Annotated in this window: 9 protein-coding genes; 6 read left to right on the top strand and 3 right to left on the bottom strand. The window is 62.7% G+C overall.

Going from position 1 to position 16,455, the window contains the following annotated elements; translation table 11 throughout:
* Positions 1-226 precede the first annotated feature (226 nt).
* From PQQ86_RS06395 to PQQ86_RS06380, 4 genes are all read left to right on the top strand, one after another.
* On the top strand, positions 227-1,051 hold the full coding sequence (locus tag PQQ86_RS06395; RefSeq protein WP_408265407.1) for an IclR family transcriptional regulator: 825 nt from the start codon (positions 227-229) through the stop codon (positions 1,049-1,051).
* A gap of 368 nt (positions 1,052-1,419) precedes the next feature.
* Positions 1,420-2,847 (top strand): MdtA/MuxA family multidrug efflux RND transporter periplasmic adaptor subunit, encoded by a 1,428-nt coding sequence (locus PQQ86_RS06390; RefSeq protein ID WP_408265406.1) that lies wholly within the window; start codon positions 1,420-1,422, stop codon positions 2,845-2,847.
* An 18-nt stretch (positions 2,848-2,865) separates the two neighbouring features.
* Positions 2,866-5,988 carry an MdtB/MuxB family multidrug efflux RND transporter permease subunit gene (locus PQQ86_RS06385; protein ID WP_408265404.1) on the top strand — a complete coding sequence of 1,041 codons (3,123 nt, stop codon included), beginning with the start codon at positions 2,866-2,868 and terminating at the stop codon, positions 5,986-5,988.
* 3 nt (positions 5,989-5,991) lie between these two features.
* Complete coding sequence (locus PQQ86_RS06380; protein WP_408265403.1) at positions 5,992-9,306, top strand: efflux RND transporter permease subunit; 3,315 nt, start codon at positions 5,992-5,994, stop codon at positions 9,304-9,306.
* A gap of 876 nt (positions 9,307-10,182) precedes the next feature.
* Here the strand turns inward: PQQ86_RS06380 and PQQ86_RS06375 are convergent.
* From PQQ86_RS06375 to PQQ86_RS06365, 3 genes are all read right to left on the bottom strand, one after another.
* Complete coding sequence (locus PQQ86_RS06375; protein WP_408265402.1) at positions 10,183-10,647, bottom strand: hypothetical protein; 465 nt, start codon at positions 10,645-10,647, stop codon at positions 10,183-10,185.
* A gap of 103 nt (positions 10,648-10,750) precedes the next feature.
* Positions 10,751-11,314, bottom strand: a complete 564-nt coding sequence (locus PQQ86_RS06370) for a peroxiredoxin (protein WP_408265401.1) — start codon at positions 11,312-11,314, stop codon at positions 10,751-10,753.
* 140 nt (positions 11,315-11,454) lie between these two features.
* Positions 11,455-12,789 carry an EAL and HDOD domain-containing protein gene (locus PQQ86_RS06365; protein WP_408265400.1) on the bottom strand — a complete coding sequence of 445 codons (1,335 nt, stop codon included), beginning with the start codon at positions 12,787-12,789 and terminating at the stop codon, positions 11,455-11,457.
* Between the two features lie 298 nt (positions 12,790-13,087).
* Here PQQ86_RS06365 and PQQ86_RS06360 point away from each other — a divergent pair, with 298 nt between their 5' ends.
* The gene (locus tag PQQ86_RS06360; RefSeq protein WP_408265399.1) at positions 13,088-14,902 is read left to right on the top strand and encodes a putative bifunctional diguanylate cyclase/phosphodiesterase; all 1,815 of its coding nucleotides are present in this window, start codon (positions 13,088-13,090) and stop codon (positions 14,900-14,902) included.
* A gap of 91 nt (positions 14,903-14,993) precedes the next feature.
* The gene (locus tag PQQ86_RS06355) at positions 14,994-16,451 is read left to right on the top strand and encodes an HDOD domain-containing protein (RefSeq protein ID WP_408265397.1); all 1,458 of its coding nucleotides are present in this window, start codon (positions 14,994-14,996) and stop codon (positions 16,449-16,451) included.
* Positions 16,452-16,455 lie beyond the last annotated feature (4 nt).

Below are 16,455 nucleotides of genomic sequence, written 5' to 3'. Positions count from 1 at the left end.
TTCGAAATGAGATTCCATTTTTTATGGTTATGCTGACTAAGTCAAGCAAAATCTAAAGAGGTCTCATTCGTCTCGGCAAAATATTCCGATACAATGAATCTTCTGATGAAAAATGGAATTCATGCCCCATCTTGGGGCTTCTGCCGCATCTTTGCGGAAGGGTTGCTGACAGGCAAGCGAACATAAAACTGAAATATAGTTCCAGAAAAACGATATGACCCGACCCATGTCCTCCCGAACTGACGCAGGCCCAGCCAAAGACAAAGACGGCTCGGGCGAGGAAGTCACCGCGCTGGCACGTGGCTTGACCGTGCTGCGCTCGATCGCCGCAGCCGATGCGCCGCTCAGCAACCGCGAATTGGCCGAGCTTACCGGCATTCCGAAACCCACCGTCTCGCGCATTACCGCTACGCTCGTCGGCGCAGGCTTCCTGTTCCGCTTGCCGGACAGCGAGCGATTCGTGCTGACCTCGTCGGTGCTGGAGTTGAGCAACGGCTTTCTGCGCAACTTCGACATCCGGGCCCGGGCGCGCCCCTTCCTCATCGAACTCGCCGAACGCACCGCATTGTCCGTACATCTGGCCGTACGCGATCGACTCGACATGGTGGTCATCGACGCGATCCGGCCACGCTCGGCGGTGCTGGTATCGCGCCTCGAAATCGGCTCGCGCATGAACCTCAGCCGCACAGCGGTCGGCCGCGCCTATCTGTCGGCGCTTGCCGAACCGGACCGGGAAAAATTGCTGATCGGCCTGCAGGCCGCCGAAGGCGACGACTGGGGACACGTCAGCAGCCGCCTGACAAGCGCATTACGGGAAACCGCGGAACAAGGCTTCGCGATCGCCACGGGCGAATGGTACGACGGTCTGAACGCAATTGCGTCAGGATTCATCGGCCCTTCGGGCGAGCGCTATGCCGTCAATTGCGGCGGCTCCGCGGACCAGTGCCCACGCGATTGGCTGATCTCGCGCGCGGCGCCGGCCCTGCTCGAATGCATCAGCAAGATCGTTCTCGAGATCGGCGGCACACCCGGGCGCCGCCTCGACAACTGAAACGCGCAGGCGCTCGCCGGCCTCTGCATTTCCCTGCCGCCCTCTGCTCGTACTGTAACCTTCGTAATCAAAAGAAAAATACACGGGTGGACTGTTACAGAGCCCGCGACGTAGGATCACGCATTCCCGTCGCGGGCGCTCGCCCGGCTTACCGCTATCGCCCTTCGATAACGTCCCGCCGGCCTGTCATGATGGCGCAATGCGTTAACATCTTTGTCCCGCGCCTCGGGTAGCATCGCGCTGAACATTTGCGGCGCGTCCGCTGTCGAAACCGCCTGTCATGCCGCCTGCGTGCCGGTCCGCTGAACTCTTGAAGCGGCACAAGCGCACGAGCGGCTCACATCAAAGCCAGCCACCAGACCGAACCGATGGACGAACAACAAAAGCATTCGGAAACTTCACGCCCTGCCGCCCCGGCTTCTCAACCCGGTTCGCAACCGTCCACCACCGGGAAGCCTGTCGGCGGTCCCGGCAACACACCGGTCGCAGCAAAAAACCATCGCGGGCGCCACATCGCGCTGATCGTTGCGGCGCTGGTCATCCTCGGGATCGTGTTGTGGCGCTGGCATCCGTGGGGCGGCCCCGGCGGTGGCGCGAGCGGAGCTGCCAGTGCAAGCGGCGCGAGCGGCGGCCGCGCGGGCCGTGGCGGCGCTGGCGGCCTCGCCAACATGCCGCAGCCTGTTCACGTGGCGACCGCCACACAAGGTGAGATGCCGGTCGTGCTGACCGCGCTCGGCACGGTCACGCCGCTCGCCAACGTCACCGTGCTGCCGCAGTTGAGCGGCGTGCTGCAGGACGTGTATTTCAAGGAAGGCCAGATGGTCAGGAAGGGCGACGTGCTCGCCCAGATCGACCCGCGCCCCTATCAGATCTCGCTGGAAAACGCGCAAGGCACCCTCGCGCGCGACCAGGCGCTGCTGCAAACCGCCCGCCTCGACCTGAAGCGCTATCAGACGCTGCTCTCGCAAGATTCGATCGCCAGCCAGCAGGTCGATACGCAGGCCTCGCTCGTGCGGCAGTATGAAGGCACGGTGAAGTCCGATCAGGCAAACATCGATACCTTCAAGCTCGACCTCGTCTATGCGCGCATCACCGCGCCGGTGTCGGGGCGCGTCGGTTTGCGCCAGGTCGATCCGGGCAACTACGTGACGCCGAGCCTGACCAACGGCATCGTCGTGATTACGCAGTTGCAGCCGATCAGCGTGATCTTCACGACCTCCGAAGACAACCTGCAGCAGATCCTCCAGCAAACCCAGACGGGCGCGAAGCTCTCGGTCACCGCATACGACCGCAGCAACACCACCTCGCTCGAAGGCGGCTCGCTCGAAACCCTGGATAACCAGATCGACACCACAACCGGCACGGTCAAACTGCGCGCGGTCTTCCAGAACGAGAAGAACGTGCTGTTCCCGAATCAGTTCGTGAATACGCGCCTGCTCGTGGACACGATCAAGGACGCGGTGATCGTGCCGACGCCGGCCGTGTTGAACGGCTCGATGGGTCAGTTCGTATATGTCGTGAAGCCGGACAACACGGTGACGGTGCGTCCGGTCAAGATCGGTCCGGTGGACGGCGAACGCACCAGCATCAAATCCGGCCTGCAGGTCGGCGAGCGCGTCGTGATCGACGGTTCGGACCGGCTGAAGGAGGGCGCAAAGATCACGATTCCGGCCGACAAGCCACGCGGCGCTTCGGGCGCTCGTGGTGCAAGCGGCGCAAGCGGCGCGGCTGCCGCTTCGGGCGCATCCGGCGCGCATGGACATCATCGCAAACACGCGGCGCAAGCCTCGGAATAAAGGCACGGCAACTATCGCATGAATCCATCCCGCGCCTTTATTCTGCGCCCCGTCGGCACCGCGCTGCTGATGGCGGCGATCATGCTGGTCGGTCTCGTCGCGCTGCGCTTTCTGCCGCTCTCCGCGCTGCCCGAGGTCGACTATCCGACGATCCAGGTGCAGACCTTCTATCCGGGCGCGAGCCCGGACGTGATGACCTCGTCGGTTACCGCGCCGCTCGAACGTCAGTTCGGGCAGATGCCGTCGTTGAATCAGATGTCGTCGCAAAGCTCGGCCGGCTCGTCGATCATCACGCTGCAGTTCAGCCTCGATCTGCCGCTCGACATCGCCGAGCAGGAAGTCCAGGCAGCAATTAACGCCGCCGGCAACCTGCTGCCCTCCGACCTGCCCGCGCCGCCGATCTACGCGAAGGTCAATCCTGCCGACGCGCCGATCATCACGCTCGCGATCACGTCGAAGACGATGCCGCTGACCCAGGTGCAGGATCTGGCCGACACGCGTCTCGCGCAGAAAATCTCGCAGGTGGCGGGTGTGGGTCTGGTGAGCCTGTCAGGTGGCCAACGCCCGGCCGTGCGGATTCAGGCAAACCCACGCGCGCTCGCCGCATACGGTCTGAATCTGGACGACTTGCGCACCACGATTTCAAACCTGAACGTCAACACGCCGAAGGGTAACTTCGACGGCCCGACGCGCAACTACACGATCAACGCGAACGATCAGCTGACCGACGCCGACGCCTACAAGAGCGCCGTGGTCGCGTACAAGGGCGGCCGCCCAGTCATGCTGACGGACGTCGCCACCATCGTGCAGGGCGCGGAGAACACCAAGCTCGGCGCGTGGGTCAACAACACGCCGGCGATCATCCTGAACGTGCAGCGTCAGCCGGGCGCGAACGTGATCCAGGTGGTCGACAGCATCAAGGCGCTGCTGCCGCAACTGCAACAGTCACTGCCCGCCGCGCTCAACGTGGAGATCGTCACCGACCGCACCACCACGATCCGCGCTTCCGTGCGCGACGTGCAGTTCGAATTGCTGATGTCGGTCGTGCTGGTGGTGCTGGTGATGTATCTTTTCCTCGCCAACGTCTACGCGACCATCATTCCGAGTCTGTCGGTGCCGCTCTCGCTGATCGGCACGCTCGCGGTAATGTACCTATGCGGGTTCTCGCTGGATAACCTGTCGCTGATGGCGTTGACCATCGCGACCGGCTTCGTGGTAGACGATGCGATCGTGATGATCGAGAACATCGCACGCTATGTCGAAGAAGGCGAATCGCCACTGGAAGCCGCGCTGAAGGGCTCGAAACAGATCGGCTTCACGATCATTTCGCTGACGGTTTCGCTGATCGCCGTGCTGATTCCGCTGCTCTTCATGGGCGACGTGGTTGGACGCCTGTTCCACGAATTCGCGATTACGCTGGCCGTGACAATCGTGATTTCGGCGATCGTCTCCCTCACGCTCGTGCCGATGATGTGCGCGAAGCTCCTGCGCCACTCGCCGCCGCATGAAAGCCACCGTTTCGAAGCAAAGGCCCACAACGCGATTGACTGGGTGATCGCCCGCTACGCGGTCGCGCTTACCTGGGTGCTGAACCGGCAACGTTCCACCCTGTTCGTCGCGGTGCTCACGCTGGTGCTAACCGGTGTGCTGTACGTGTTCATTCCGAAGGGCTTCTTCCCGGTGCAGGACACCGGCGTGATCCAGGCGATCACGCAGGCGCCGCAGTCCGTGTCGTATGCGTCGATGGCCGAGCGTCAGCAGGAACTCGCGGCGCAGATCCTGAAGAACCCGGACGTGGAAAGCCTCACTTCGTTCATCGGCGTGGACGGCAGCAACATCACGTTGAACAGCGGGCGCATGCTGATCAACCTGAAGCCGCGCGACGACCGCAGCAACACCGCGAGCGACGTGATCCGCCAGTTGCAACAGGACGTCGCGCATATTCCGGGCGCCTCGCTGTACATGCAGCCGGTGCAGGATCTGACGATCGATTCCACGGTCAGCCCGACGCAGTATCAGTTCATGCTGACCGACCCGAACATCAGCGAATTCACCACGTGGGTGCCGAAGCTGGTCGAGCGGCTGAAGCAGTCGCCGGAACTGGCGGACGTGGCCACCGACCTGCAGGACAACGGCCAGTCGGTCTACATCGAAATCGACCGCGCCACGGCGTCGCGTTACGGCATCACGCCGGCTACCGTGGATAGTGCGCTGTATGACGCATTCGGCCAGCGCATCATCTCGACCATCTTCACGCAATCGAACCAGTACCGCGTGATTCTGGAAGCGCAGCCGCAGATGCAGCATTACACCGAGTCGCTGAACTCGATCTATCTGCCCTCTTCCACCTCGTCGGGCGGCCAGGTGCCGCTCTCGTCGATCGCGAAGTTCATCGAGAAACCCGCGCCGCTGCTCGTCACGCACCTGAGCCAGTTTCCGGCCACCACCGTTTCGTTCAACCTCGCGCCCGGCTCGTCGCTCGGCGCGGCAGTGAAAGCGATCGATCAGGCGGAGAAGGATATCGGGCTGCCCGCGTCGTTCCAGACGCGCTTCCAGGGCGCAGCGCTGGCGTTCCAGGCGTCGCTGTCGAACGAACTGTTCCTGATTCTGGCGGCAATCGTCACGATGTATATCGTGCTCGGCGTACTGTACGAGAGCTTCATCCACCCGATCACGATTCTTTCGACGCTGCCGTCGGCCGGTGTCGGCGCGCTGCTCGCGCTGCTAATCACCGGGCACGATCTCGACATCATCGGCATCATCGGTATCGTGCTGCTGATCGGTATCGTGAAGAAGAACGCCATCATGATGATCGACTTCGCGCTCTACGCCGAGCGCGAGGAAGGCAAGCCGCCGCGCGAAGCCATCTACCAGGCGTGTCTGCTGCGTTTCCGGCCGATCCTGATGACGACGCTCGCCGCCCTGCTCGGCGCCCTGCCGCTGATGCTCGGCACCGGCGCCGGCTCGGAATTGCGCCGCCCGCTCGGTATCGCGATTGCCGGCGGTTTGATCGTCAGCCAGTTGCTCACGCTATTTACGACGCCGGTGATCTATCTCGCCTTCGACTCACTCGCCCGCCGCACGCGTGAGCGCTTCAATCGCGGCAAGCCTGTGCCACCCGCCACCGATGCAGGGACCTGAGCGATGAACCTGTCGCGTCCGTTTATTTCCCGCCCGGTCGCCACCACGCTGCTGGCGATCGGCATCGCGCTGGCCGGCATTTTCGCGTTCACCAAGCTGCCGGTCGCGCCGCTGCCACAGGTCGATTTCCCGACCATTTCGGTGCAGGCGACGCTGCCGGGCGCAAGCCCGGACACGGTCGCGACCAGCGTCGCGAGTCCGCTCGAGCGGCATCTCGGCTCGATCGCCGACGTCACCGAAATGACCTCGCAGAGTTCGGTCGGCTCGACGCGCATTACGCTGCAGTTCGGTCTGAATCGCGACATTGACGGCGCCGCGCGCGACGTGCAAGCAGCCATCAACGCCGCGCGCGCCGATCTGCCGGCTAGCCTGCGCAGCAACCCGACGTACCACAAGGTGAATCCGGCCGACGCGCCGATCCTGATTCTCGCGCTCACGTCGAAGACGCTGACCGCCGGCCAGTTGTACGACTCCGCGGCCACCGTGTTGCAGCAGTCGCTCTCCCAGGTGGATGGCGTCGGCGAAGTCGATGTGAGCGGTTCAGCGAATCCGGCTGTGCGTGTCGAACTGGAACCGAATGCCCTGTCCCACTACGGCATCGGTCTCGAAGACGTGCGCGCGGCGCTCGCCGCGGCCAATGCGAACAGCCCGAAAGGCTCGATCGAATTCGGCCCGAACCGTGTGCAGATCTATACCAACGATCAGGCGAGCAAGGCGTCGCAGTATAAGGACCTGGTCATCGCGTACCGTAATGGCGCGGCGGTGAAGCTGTCCGACGTCGCGGAAGTGGTCGATTCGGTCGAAGACCTGCGCAACCTGGGCCTCTTCAACGGCAAGCGTTCGGTGCTGGTGATCCTGTACCGCCAACCCGGCGCGAACATCATCGACACCATCGACCGCGTGATGGGGATGTTACCGCAGTTGCACGCGTCGCTGCCCGCCGACGTCGACATCGCGCCGGCCGCCGACCGCTCTACGACGATCCGCGCGTCGCTGAAAGACACCGAGCGCACGCTGATGATCGCAGTGGCGCTGGTGGTGATGGTGGTGTTCCTGTTCCTGCGCAACTGGCGCGCCACGCTGATTCCGAGCGTGGCGGTACCGATCTCGATTATCGGCACGTTCGGCGCGATGTATATGCTGGGCTTTTCGATCGACAACCTGTCGCTGATGGCGTTGACGATCGCGACCGGCTTCGTGGTCGACGACGCGATCGTGGTGCTGGAGAACATCTCCCGGCATATCGAGAATGGCGTGCCGCGCATGAAGGCCGCGTTCCTCGGCGCGCGCGAAGTCGGCTTCACGGTGCTGTCGATCAGTATCTCGCTGGTCGCCGTGTTCCTGCCGATTCTGCTGATGGGCGGCATTGTCGGCCGGCTGTTCCGCGAGTTCGCGTTGACGCTGTCGCTCGCGATCGGCGTGTCGCTGATCGTCTCGCTCACCTTGACGCCGATGATGTGTTCGCGCCTCCTGCGCGAGCCGCATGAGAAAAAGGAAGAAGGACGTTTCGGCCTCTGGCTCGAACGCGGCTTCATGTCGATGCATCGCGGCTATGAGCGCACTCTTGGCTGGGCGCTACGGCATCCGCGTCTGATCGTGATGATTCTGCTCGCGACCATTGGACTGAACATCTGGCTGTACATCATCGTGCCGAAGGGCTTCTTTCCGCAGCAGGACACGGGCCGGCTGATCGGCGGCATCCAGGCCGACCAGAGCACCTCGTTCCAGGCGATGAAGGGCAAGTTCGCGGAGATGATGGAAATCGTCGGCAAGAACCCCGCGGTGGACAGCGTGGCGGGTTTCACCGGCGGCCGGCAGACCAACTCCGGGTTCATGTTCGTTTCGCTGAAGCCGAAGAGCGAGCGCAAGCTCTCCGCCGACCAGGTGATCCAGCAACTGCGCGCCCCGCTCGGCGACGTGGCCGGCGCGCGGACTTTCCTGCAAGCGGTGCAGGACATTCGCGTAGGCGGCCGGCAATCGAACGCGCAGTATCAGTTCACGCTGCTGGCCGATTCGACGCCCGATCTGTATCTGTGGGGACCGAAGCTCACTGAGGCGTTGCAGGCGCGCCCCGAACTCGCGGACGTGAATTCCGACCAGCAGCAAGGTGGTCTCGAGGCGATGGTGACGATCGACCGCGCAACGGCCTCGCGCCTCGGCATCAAGCCGGCGCAGATCGATAACACCTTGTACGACGCGTTCGGTCAGCGCCAGGTCTCGACGATTTACAACCCGCTGAACCAGTATCACGTCGTGATGGAAGTGGCGCCGAAGTACTGGCAAAGCCCGGACATGCTGAAGCAGATTTACGTCAGCACCTCGGGCGGCAGCGCGAGCGGCGCGCAGACCACCAACGCGCCGGCCGGCACGGTGACCACGCAGGCAACGACTACGGCGAGCACGAGCGCGACGACTGGCGGCACGGCGGGCACGACTGCGTCGAGTGTGGCGAGCATCGCTGCCGACTCCGCACGCAACCAGGCGATCAATTCGATCGCGGCGAGCGGCAAATCGAGTGCTTCGTCGGGCGCGGCTGTGTCGACGTCGAAGGAAACGATGGTGCCGTTGTCGGCGATCGCGAGCTTCGGACCGGGGAGCACGCCGTTGTCGGTGAATCACCAGAGCCAGTTCGTGGCCTCGACGATTTCGTTCAATCTGCCGCCGGGCGTGTCGTTATCGACGGCGACGCAGGCGATCTACGACACGATGGCGCAGATCGGCATGCCGGGGACGATCCACGGCAGCTTCCAGGGGACGGCCCAGGCGTTTCAGCAATCGATGTCCGACCAGCCGATCCTGATTCTGGCCGCGTTGGCGGCGGTGTATATCGTGCTTGGGATGTTGTATGAGAGCTATATCCACCCGCTGACGATTTTGTCCACCCTGCCCTCCGCGGGCGTGGGGGCGTTGCTGGCTTTGCTGCTGTTCAAGACAGAGTTCAGCATCATTGCGTTGATCGGGGTGATCTTGCTGATCGGCATCGTGAAGAAAAACGCGATCATGATGGTGGACTTTGCTATTGAGGCCTCCCGGCAGGGGTTGTCGTCGCAGGATGCGATTTTTCAGGCTTGTATGTTGCGGTTTCGGCCGATCATGATGACTACTTGTGCTGCGCTGCTTGGGGCGTTGCCGCTGGCCTTTGGAAGTGGTGAAGGGGCGGAGCTTCGGGCTCCGCTGGGGATTGCTATTGTGGGTGGGTTGATTGTTAGTCAGATGCTGACGCTGTATACCACTCCCGTGGTTTATCTCTATATGGATCGGATTCGGGTGCGGTGGGAGTCCAGGAAAGGTCGTAGAGCGGGGATAGCGCCTTCTTGAGGTTTTTGCCTTTTGCGGCGGCATTGTCCGTGTTCTTAGGGCGTTGGCCTTTCCTTGTTTTGCTAGTGGTCTATTAGCGTTCCCCCTGTGCGGGGGGCACCTACTTTTCTTTGCATGCCGCAAAGAAAAGTAGGCAAAAGAAAGCGGCTCAAACCGCTAATGCTAAGCGGGCACCGTGGCCTGCAGCGGGTAGTGGTGCATCTGGAATCCGTGTTCTCCCACATTCCGCGCTAGTGACAAAGGATTCATCAGCTCCCACTCCGCACTACGTGCGTCGCGGACGGGTCTGCATGGGAAACCACGGGCTTCGGTTGCGCGCCGTGGGGGCCGTCGGCTTCGCCTCGGCGACGCGCCTCTGCTCCCACCCGGGAACCCCCACTTCAAAATGGTATATCGGTGTGCTGCAATCACCGTCCCGGTCCCGATCACAGTTGCGGCGGTAGGCGGCTGCGGTACTCGGTAGGCCGTTGCCGTTCCAATCACGACCGCGGCGGTGACGGTGCAACGACGAGCCACGGTCCGGCGGCGAGGCATGGGCGCCAAAACATAGCGGGTGGTTTTATGAACTGCTCTTCGGCGCGCGCAGCGCCGCCGGAAGTATGACTCCCTTGTCACTGGCGTATGCAGGGGCACGAACCCAGATTCCAGATGCACCACTACCCGCAGTAGACCACGGTGCCCACTTAGCAGTAGCGGTTTGAGCCGCTTTCTTTTGCCTACTTTTCTTTGCGGCATGCAAAGAAAAGTAGGTGCCGCCCCGCACAGGGGCAACGCTAATAGACCACTAACAATTCAAGGAAAGGCACCAAAGCCAGATCAAGGAAAGCCCAACGCCATAAGAACCCTGCCAATGCCGCCGCAAAAGGCAAAAAAAATTCAAAGCCTCTGCCCAACAGCAAGCAAAAAAATCCGCCGCCACTGTTTAGCCTGCCGCTCGCCCGCCATGGGCAAAACCCAAACCTGATGCTTAGCGTCTTTGACCATCAAAGCGACCTGCCATTGAGCATCATGGCGTTGCACCTCAGCCCCAAGCAGATCAGCAAAAATATAAGCTCCCATCTCGCCGCCAAGGCGAACCTCACAGAACCGCTTACCAGCAGCAAGCCGTACCGAACCCCAGGTACCCGTAAGCTCATGAGTCCAATCGCCATCGCGAATATTAGGAGCGACTTCCTTCCGGCGGCGCCACCAATAAACAACCGCAGCAATCAAAAGCAAACCAACAAGAACAGCAACCCCAACCGCAACGGCCAATCCAAAAGCCGCCTGCAAGGCATAAAACCCCCGCACAGCGCCATACACCACAGCGACCAGCGCAATCAACGCAACAATAATCGGCATCGCAAGCCCACCCGGCAAAAAATCTCAGGCTAGCACGGCCAACGCCCAATCCTCATGGCAAAAAACCATTGCGAAAAACGCGCCGCCGCGCGAAGCCCAACTGTTACGGCTGCTTATGCGCCGCCGCCCAATCCTTCACCGCCTTCAGCGTATTCTCGACGTGCTTCTCCGGCGACAGGCTCGTGTACTCGTAAATAATCTTGCCGTCCGGCGCAATCACGTACGACACACGATTGGCCATCGAGCTATGCATCGGCAGGCCGGCGTCGTAGGCGCCGATCACCTTCGAATCGGCATCGGCCGCCACCGGGAATTTGCTGCGGCATTCGCTCACCGAAAACTTCGTCAAGGTGTCGATATTGTCGTGCGATACGCCAATCACCGTCGCGCCATATTTCTTGTACTCGTCGACCGCTTCGGCAAACTCGTGGGCTTCGATCGTGCAGCCCCTCGTGAAGGCCGCCGGATAGAAATACAGCACCACCGGCCCTTTCTTCAATTCGTCGGCAAGCGAATACGTGTAGGTCTTGCCGCCCAGCGAAGCATCTGCGGTAAACGCCGGCGCGACATCGCCCGGCTTGAGCGTGGCTGAAGCCGTCAGCGAATGCATCGCGAATCCCACCGACAAGACAGCCGCCAGCGTCATCGGAATGAGTTTTCTCTTCATCTGCAGTCCCCTCGAAACGTTAATGCACGCAGTCAGTGCAATAAGCCGAAGGTCACGGCGTTCAGCCGAACCTCGGCAACCTCAATACGCTATTGGAACACGTACAGACAAGGTACGTCAGAACCTGCTCGACGGATGCATCAGGCAGCTTCTTCGATATGCGCGCCGAACCACGCCGCAGCGGACAGGTTCAGCTCCGCCAGCACTTCGGGCGTAAACGCCGCGAAGCCGGGCGGCGCATCGGGTCCGGCTGCGATCAGCGCGGCATCGGCGCCCTCGCCGGCCGCCTCGGCAATCCGCAACAAGGTGCCGAGCGCACCGCCGCGCGTGATGATCGCTTCGCGAATCTGCGGGGCAAGGCCGAGCTTCTCGAGGACAGCCGCGGGGGAACTGCCAAGCACCACGTGGACCAGAGAGAAAATGCCGGTCATGAAAGCAGCGTCGGCAAAATCGTCATCGGACGGGCGCAGCCAGCCCGCAGCCAATTCCATGAAGCGTGAGCGCGTGCCGGCCAGTTGCACCAGCGGATCGGCGCGCCACGGCAGATCGCCGCTGTCCGCGTACAGCAGCAGCTGCGCCCAGCGCGCAATCTGCCGCGTGCCGGTGGCGATGATGGCCTCGCGCAGCGAGGCAATATTGCGCCCCAGCCCGAATGCGCTCGAATTGACGAGGCGCAGCAGTTGCACCACCACGCTCGGGTTCTGCTTGAGCTCCGCTTCGAGCTCGACAATCCCGGCATCGCGCGACAACAGCGCCAGCAAGCGCAGCAGGCCGGGGCGCGGCGAGCGGTTGCGCGGCGCGGCCAGCACCTGCGGCCGCGCGAAGAAGTATCCCTGGAACAGATCGAAGCCGAGGTCGCGAGCCAGCAAAAAGTCTTCGCGCGTCTCGACCTTCTCGGCGATCAGTGTCTTGCCGTGGCTGCGGACCGTCGACGCCAGTTTGGCCAGCGCGGACCGCTCGGTCAGCAGGAAGTCGATCTTGACAATGTCGGCGTGCGGCAGCGCGGCGAGCAGCTCATCCGACAGTTCGCTGACGTCGTCGAGCGCCACCTGGAAGCCGGCGCGGCGCAATTCGGTCAGCCGGCGGGCCAGGTGCGCATCGAACTTGACGGTTTCGAGGATCTCGAGCACGAAGCGCTCGGGCGGCATCAGATGGACGATGTCGTTAAAGAGCAGCGCGCGGTCGATATTGACGAAGCCGCGGTGTTGCCCCAACACGGCCGCCACGCCGATCCCGCCGATCGCGCGAGCCACGACCTGCGCCGTCGCCTGGGCGTCGTCGCTGACCTCGGCATAGTTATGCGCGCTGGATCGAAACAATAATTCGTAAGCATTGAGCGCGCCGCCACGATCGAGAATCGGCTGGCGTCCCAGATAAACGAACTGTGCCGAGGACGCTGGGTCGGCGTCCTCGGCACCATGTTCAAGCACCTCGATGTGCCGGGGGGTGGCCCTGACAAAGTGACGTTCAGACATGGATCATCGGTGCAAGTGTTCGGAAAGCTACGTAGCGACGTCATCGCCGGCGCTGCGCAGCAGGTTTGACGTATTAACGGAAACGAAGCCAGTCCACTTTAACTGAATCGTCCTCGCGACGCCGCCGGGCCCCGCCACCACTTCCTTACCATTTGTTTTTTGCAGCAGGCGCTAAAGATTTCCCGCCGGGGGTCGTTATCTTGTTCTGATGGGGCGGCCTGATACCTCTCAACCGCCCGAATACGGCGGGCAGTATGCCGCCCCGCCTGCAGACGAACACAGGTTGCCAGCGACAAACATGGAAGCGAACAGGATCACCGCGCCCCGCCGGGGCTCCTTGCGCACGGTCATCGACCGGTTTCGTGCGTTCGGCCGGCACGCCCCCGGCAAACCGCAGGCCGGCGCCAGCCGCACTGCGCAACTGGAACAGGTGGTCGGCGCCGTCGACCTGCTGGCGCACATCGACGAGGGCCTGCGCTTCCTCTATGTTTCCGACGCGAGCCTGCGCTTCATTGGTTATCACCGTGAGTATCTCGAGACCATCACGCTGCACGATCTCGTGGCGCCTGCCGACGTGCCGCGCCTCGATGCGCTGCTGACGCGCGCCACCGCCACGGGTAACGTCGAAAAGGCCACACTCGGCCTCATCAAGTCACTGACCTACCCGATCACCGTCGAACTGCGCGTAGTACGCAGCATGCATGACGGTGTCGAAGGCTATGCGATCGCCGGCTTCGACGTGTCGGCCTGGCGCGCCACCGAGGAACGCCTGACCCAGGCGCTGCACCTGGACCGCCTGACCAACCTGGCCAATCAGCCGGCGCTGATCCCCGCGCTGCTCGACGCGCAGCAGCAGGCCGACGCCCACGGCACGCCAGCCGCGCTACTGCTGCTCGACCTCGACGACTATCAGCGCGTGAACCGCGCGCTCGGCTACGATGCCGGCGACGAGATGTTGCGCGACACGGCGCGGCGTCTATTGAACATGACGAGCCCGAACGAGACGGTGGCGCGTGTCGCCAGCGACGAATTCGCGATCCTCGTGAAGCCCGCCGCGAGCCGCACCGACGCGGCCGCCGCGGCCGAAGCGCTGGCGCGCCGCCTGCTGACCGCGATCCAGCAACCGTACGTCTTCAACGGCCAGCAGGTGCACTTGTCGGCGAGCATCGGCATTGCGCTCTACCCCGACGTGCGTCACGCGAACGACGACGCCGCCCACGACACTCACCTGCTTCGCTGGGCCGACCACGCCTTGCTGCAGGCGAAGGCGGCCGGCGGCAACACGCTCGCCTTCTACGTACCGGACGACAACCCCGCCGACGCCGAGCGCCTGAAGCTGGAGGCCGATCTTTACGACGGCGTGCGCAACGGCGAGTTCTCGCTGCACTTCCAGCCGATCACGAGCAGCCGCACGCACGGCGTGGTCGGCGTCGAAGCCTTGATCCGCTGGTCGCACCCCGTGCACGGCCTCGTTCCTCCTTCGATGTTCATTCCGCTCGCGGAATCGATCGGCCTGATCAACTTCCTCGGCAACTGGGTGTTGAAGGTCGCCTGCATGCAGTTGATCCAATGGGACGCGCGGGGCATCTCGTTGCAATACGTCGCCGTCAACGTGTCGCCGCAGCAGTTCCGCGATCCGCGTTTCAAGGACAGTGTGCGCGAAGCGATCGAGTTGACGGGCATCGATCCGCGCCGCCTCGTGTTCGAGATCACCGAAAGCCTGCTGATGCACGACCCGGCGCATGCCAAGGGTCTGCTCGAAGAACTGACGGCGATGGGCATCCGCTTTGCCGTCGACGATTTCGGCACGGGCTATTCGAGTCTGGCTTACCTGCAACGATTCCCCCTGGCCAAGCTCAAGATCGACCGGAGTTTTGTCGAGAATCTGCTAACCTCCCGGAACGATCAGGCAATCGTTAGCGCAGTCGTCGGGCTTGCACAAACGCTCGATCTCGAGCTCGTTGCCGAGGGCGTCGAAACGGAAGCACAGCGCAGCCTGCTCACCGAGATGGGATGCGACCATATTCAGGGATGGCTCGTCTGCAAGGCGTTGCCGTCCGACGAACTTGCACAACGTTTCGAAGCGCGCACGCTTCATCTGCACACCGCATAATGACGCGGGTAAACTTCGTGCGCTGCGGAAGATGCCGGCCTCGTGCCGGTGTGGCACTCATTGGAACATGTATGGCTTTGGCGGGACTCACATGGTAAAGGCGGCGGTGCTCGACCGGCTCTGGACGCGAATGAGCGAGCGCGGCGATTTCCCCATGCTGTCGCAGTCGTTGCGCACCACCATGGCGGCGATGAATAACGACGACCTCGACTTCACCGGCCTCGTGCAGGTCGTGTTGTCGGATTTCGCGTTGACGCAAAAAGTGCTGCGTCTGGCCAACTCGGCCATGTACATGGCGTTTGGCGGCAACATCACCACCGTGTCGCGCGCGCTGATGGTGCTCGGCATGGACGCGGTCGGCCATCTGGTGGTCGGCCTGAAAATCGTCGATCACTTTCATCACAGCGCGCCGCGCCGCATCGACGCGAAACTCGAATTGAACCGCACACTGCTGTCGGGCTGCGTCGCGCGCAAGCTGACCGAGCGCGGCGATCTGCGTGCCGGCGAAGAAGCCGTGGTCTGCACGCTGATGCGGCAGATCGGCAAGCTGCTGGTGGTGTTTTATCTCGACGCCGAATGGGATCAGATCCGCCGGCATATCGAAGACGGCACCCTCGAAGCCGATGCCTGCGTGCTGGTGCTCGGCGTCACGTTCGACGAAATCGGCGCCGAAGCCGCAGTGCGCTGGCGCCTGCCGGACATGATCCGCTCCGGCATGGGCGAATTCGATCCGCTGGACGTCGAACAGCCGCGCCAGGTGCAGTGGCTGCGCGCCATCACCAACTATTCGACGGCGGTCGCCGACGTGCTGACCCAGCAGAACATGCCGGACTGGGAGCGCGAAGAACGCATCGCCGAACTGGCGCAGGAATACAGCCACGCACTGAATACCGATCCGGACGTGCTGCATGGAATGAGCATCGCGCTCGCCCGTGAAGAAGGTGGCGACGGCGTGATGCGCGAGATCGTCGAGTTGCGCGCCAATGCGGACGCGATCGCGCGCGAGGCACTCGATCCGGAAGCGCGCATCGCGGCTGGAGTTGGCGATCTGCGCGGCCTGCCCGATGGCAGCGCGCTCGCGCCGGCCCTCGCGCTGGCCGCGGAAACCGTGCTGGCGGCGCTCGGTTTTGCGCGCACGGTGGTGTTCGTCAAACACAGCAACGGCACCTTCAAGGCGCGCCTCGGACTCGGTCCGAAGATCGATGCGGCGCTGCCGAAGCTATCGTTCAACACCGCCTTCGAGCCCGACGTGTTTCATCTCGCGATCGCGAACTCGGTCGGTATTTTCATCGAGAACGCACGTGACCCAAAGATGGTCGCGCGGCTTCCGGAGTGGTTCCGCCGTTCGTTCGACGACGCCCGTGCTTTCGTGCTGCTGCCGGTAGTCGACGACACCGATCAGACGGTGGCGCTGCTATATGGCGACTGGTCTCATACGCAGGAGCCACGCCGAATATCCCAGAAGGAAATGAGCGCGTTGAATGAGTTAGCCAAGGAGTTAGGACGTTTTTTTGGCCTGGGGCAGATGCAGGCAATGGAGATGATGTGAAGAC

This window comes from Paraburkholderia sediminicola, from assembly GCF_046026675.1.
In the GTDB taxonomy this organism is placed as follows: domain Bacteria; phylum Pseudomonadota; class Gammaproteobacteria; order Burkholderiales; family Burkholderiaceae; genus Paraburkholderia; species Paraburkholderia sediminicola_F.
This window is presented reverse-complemented; position numbering and strand designations above follow the sequence as displayed.

Excerpts from the sequence above, each read along its gene's own strand:
- PQQ86_RS06395 (WP_408265407.1), top strand. The coding sequence starts at position 227 with ATGTCCTCCCGAACTGACGCAGGCCCAGCCAAAGACAAAGACGGCTCG.
- PQQ86_RS06390 (WP_408265406.1), top strand. The coding sequence starts at position 1,420 with ATGGACGAACAACAAAAGCATTCGGAAACTTCACGCCCTGCCGCCCCG.
- PQQ86_RS06385 (WP_408265404.1), top strand. The coding sequence starts at position 2,866 with ATGAATCCATCCCGCGCCTTTATTCTGCGCCCCGTCGGCACCGCGCTG.
- PQQ86_RS06380 (WP_408265403.1), top strand. The coding sequence starts at position 5,992 with ATGAACCTGTCGCGTCCGTTTATTTCCCGCCCGGTCGCCACCACGCTG.
- PQQ86_RS06375 (WP_408265402.1), bottom strand. The coding sequence starts at position 10,647 with ATGCCGATTATTGTTGCGTTGATTGCGCTGGTCGCTGTGGTGTATGGC.
- PQQ86_RS06370 (WP_408265401.1), bottom strand. The coding sequence starts at position 11,314 with ATGAAGAGAAAACTCATTCCGATGACGCTGGCGGCTGTCTTGTCGGTG.
- PQQ86_RS06365 (WP_408265400.1), bottom strand. The coding sequence starts at position 12,789 with ATGTCTGAACGTCACTTTGTCAGGGCCACCCCCCGGCACATCGAGGTG.
- PQQ86_RS06360 (WP_408265399.1), top strand. The coding sequence starts at position 13,088 with ATGGAAGCGAACAGGATCACCGCGCCCCGCCGGGGCTCCTTGCGCACG.
- PQQ86_RS06355 (WP_408265397.1), top strand. The coding sequence starts at position 14,994 with ATGGTAAAGGCGGCGGTGCTCGACCGGCTCTGGACGCGAATGAGCGAG.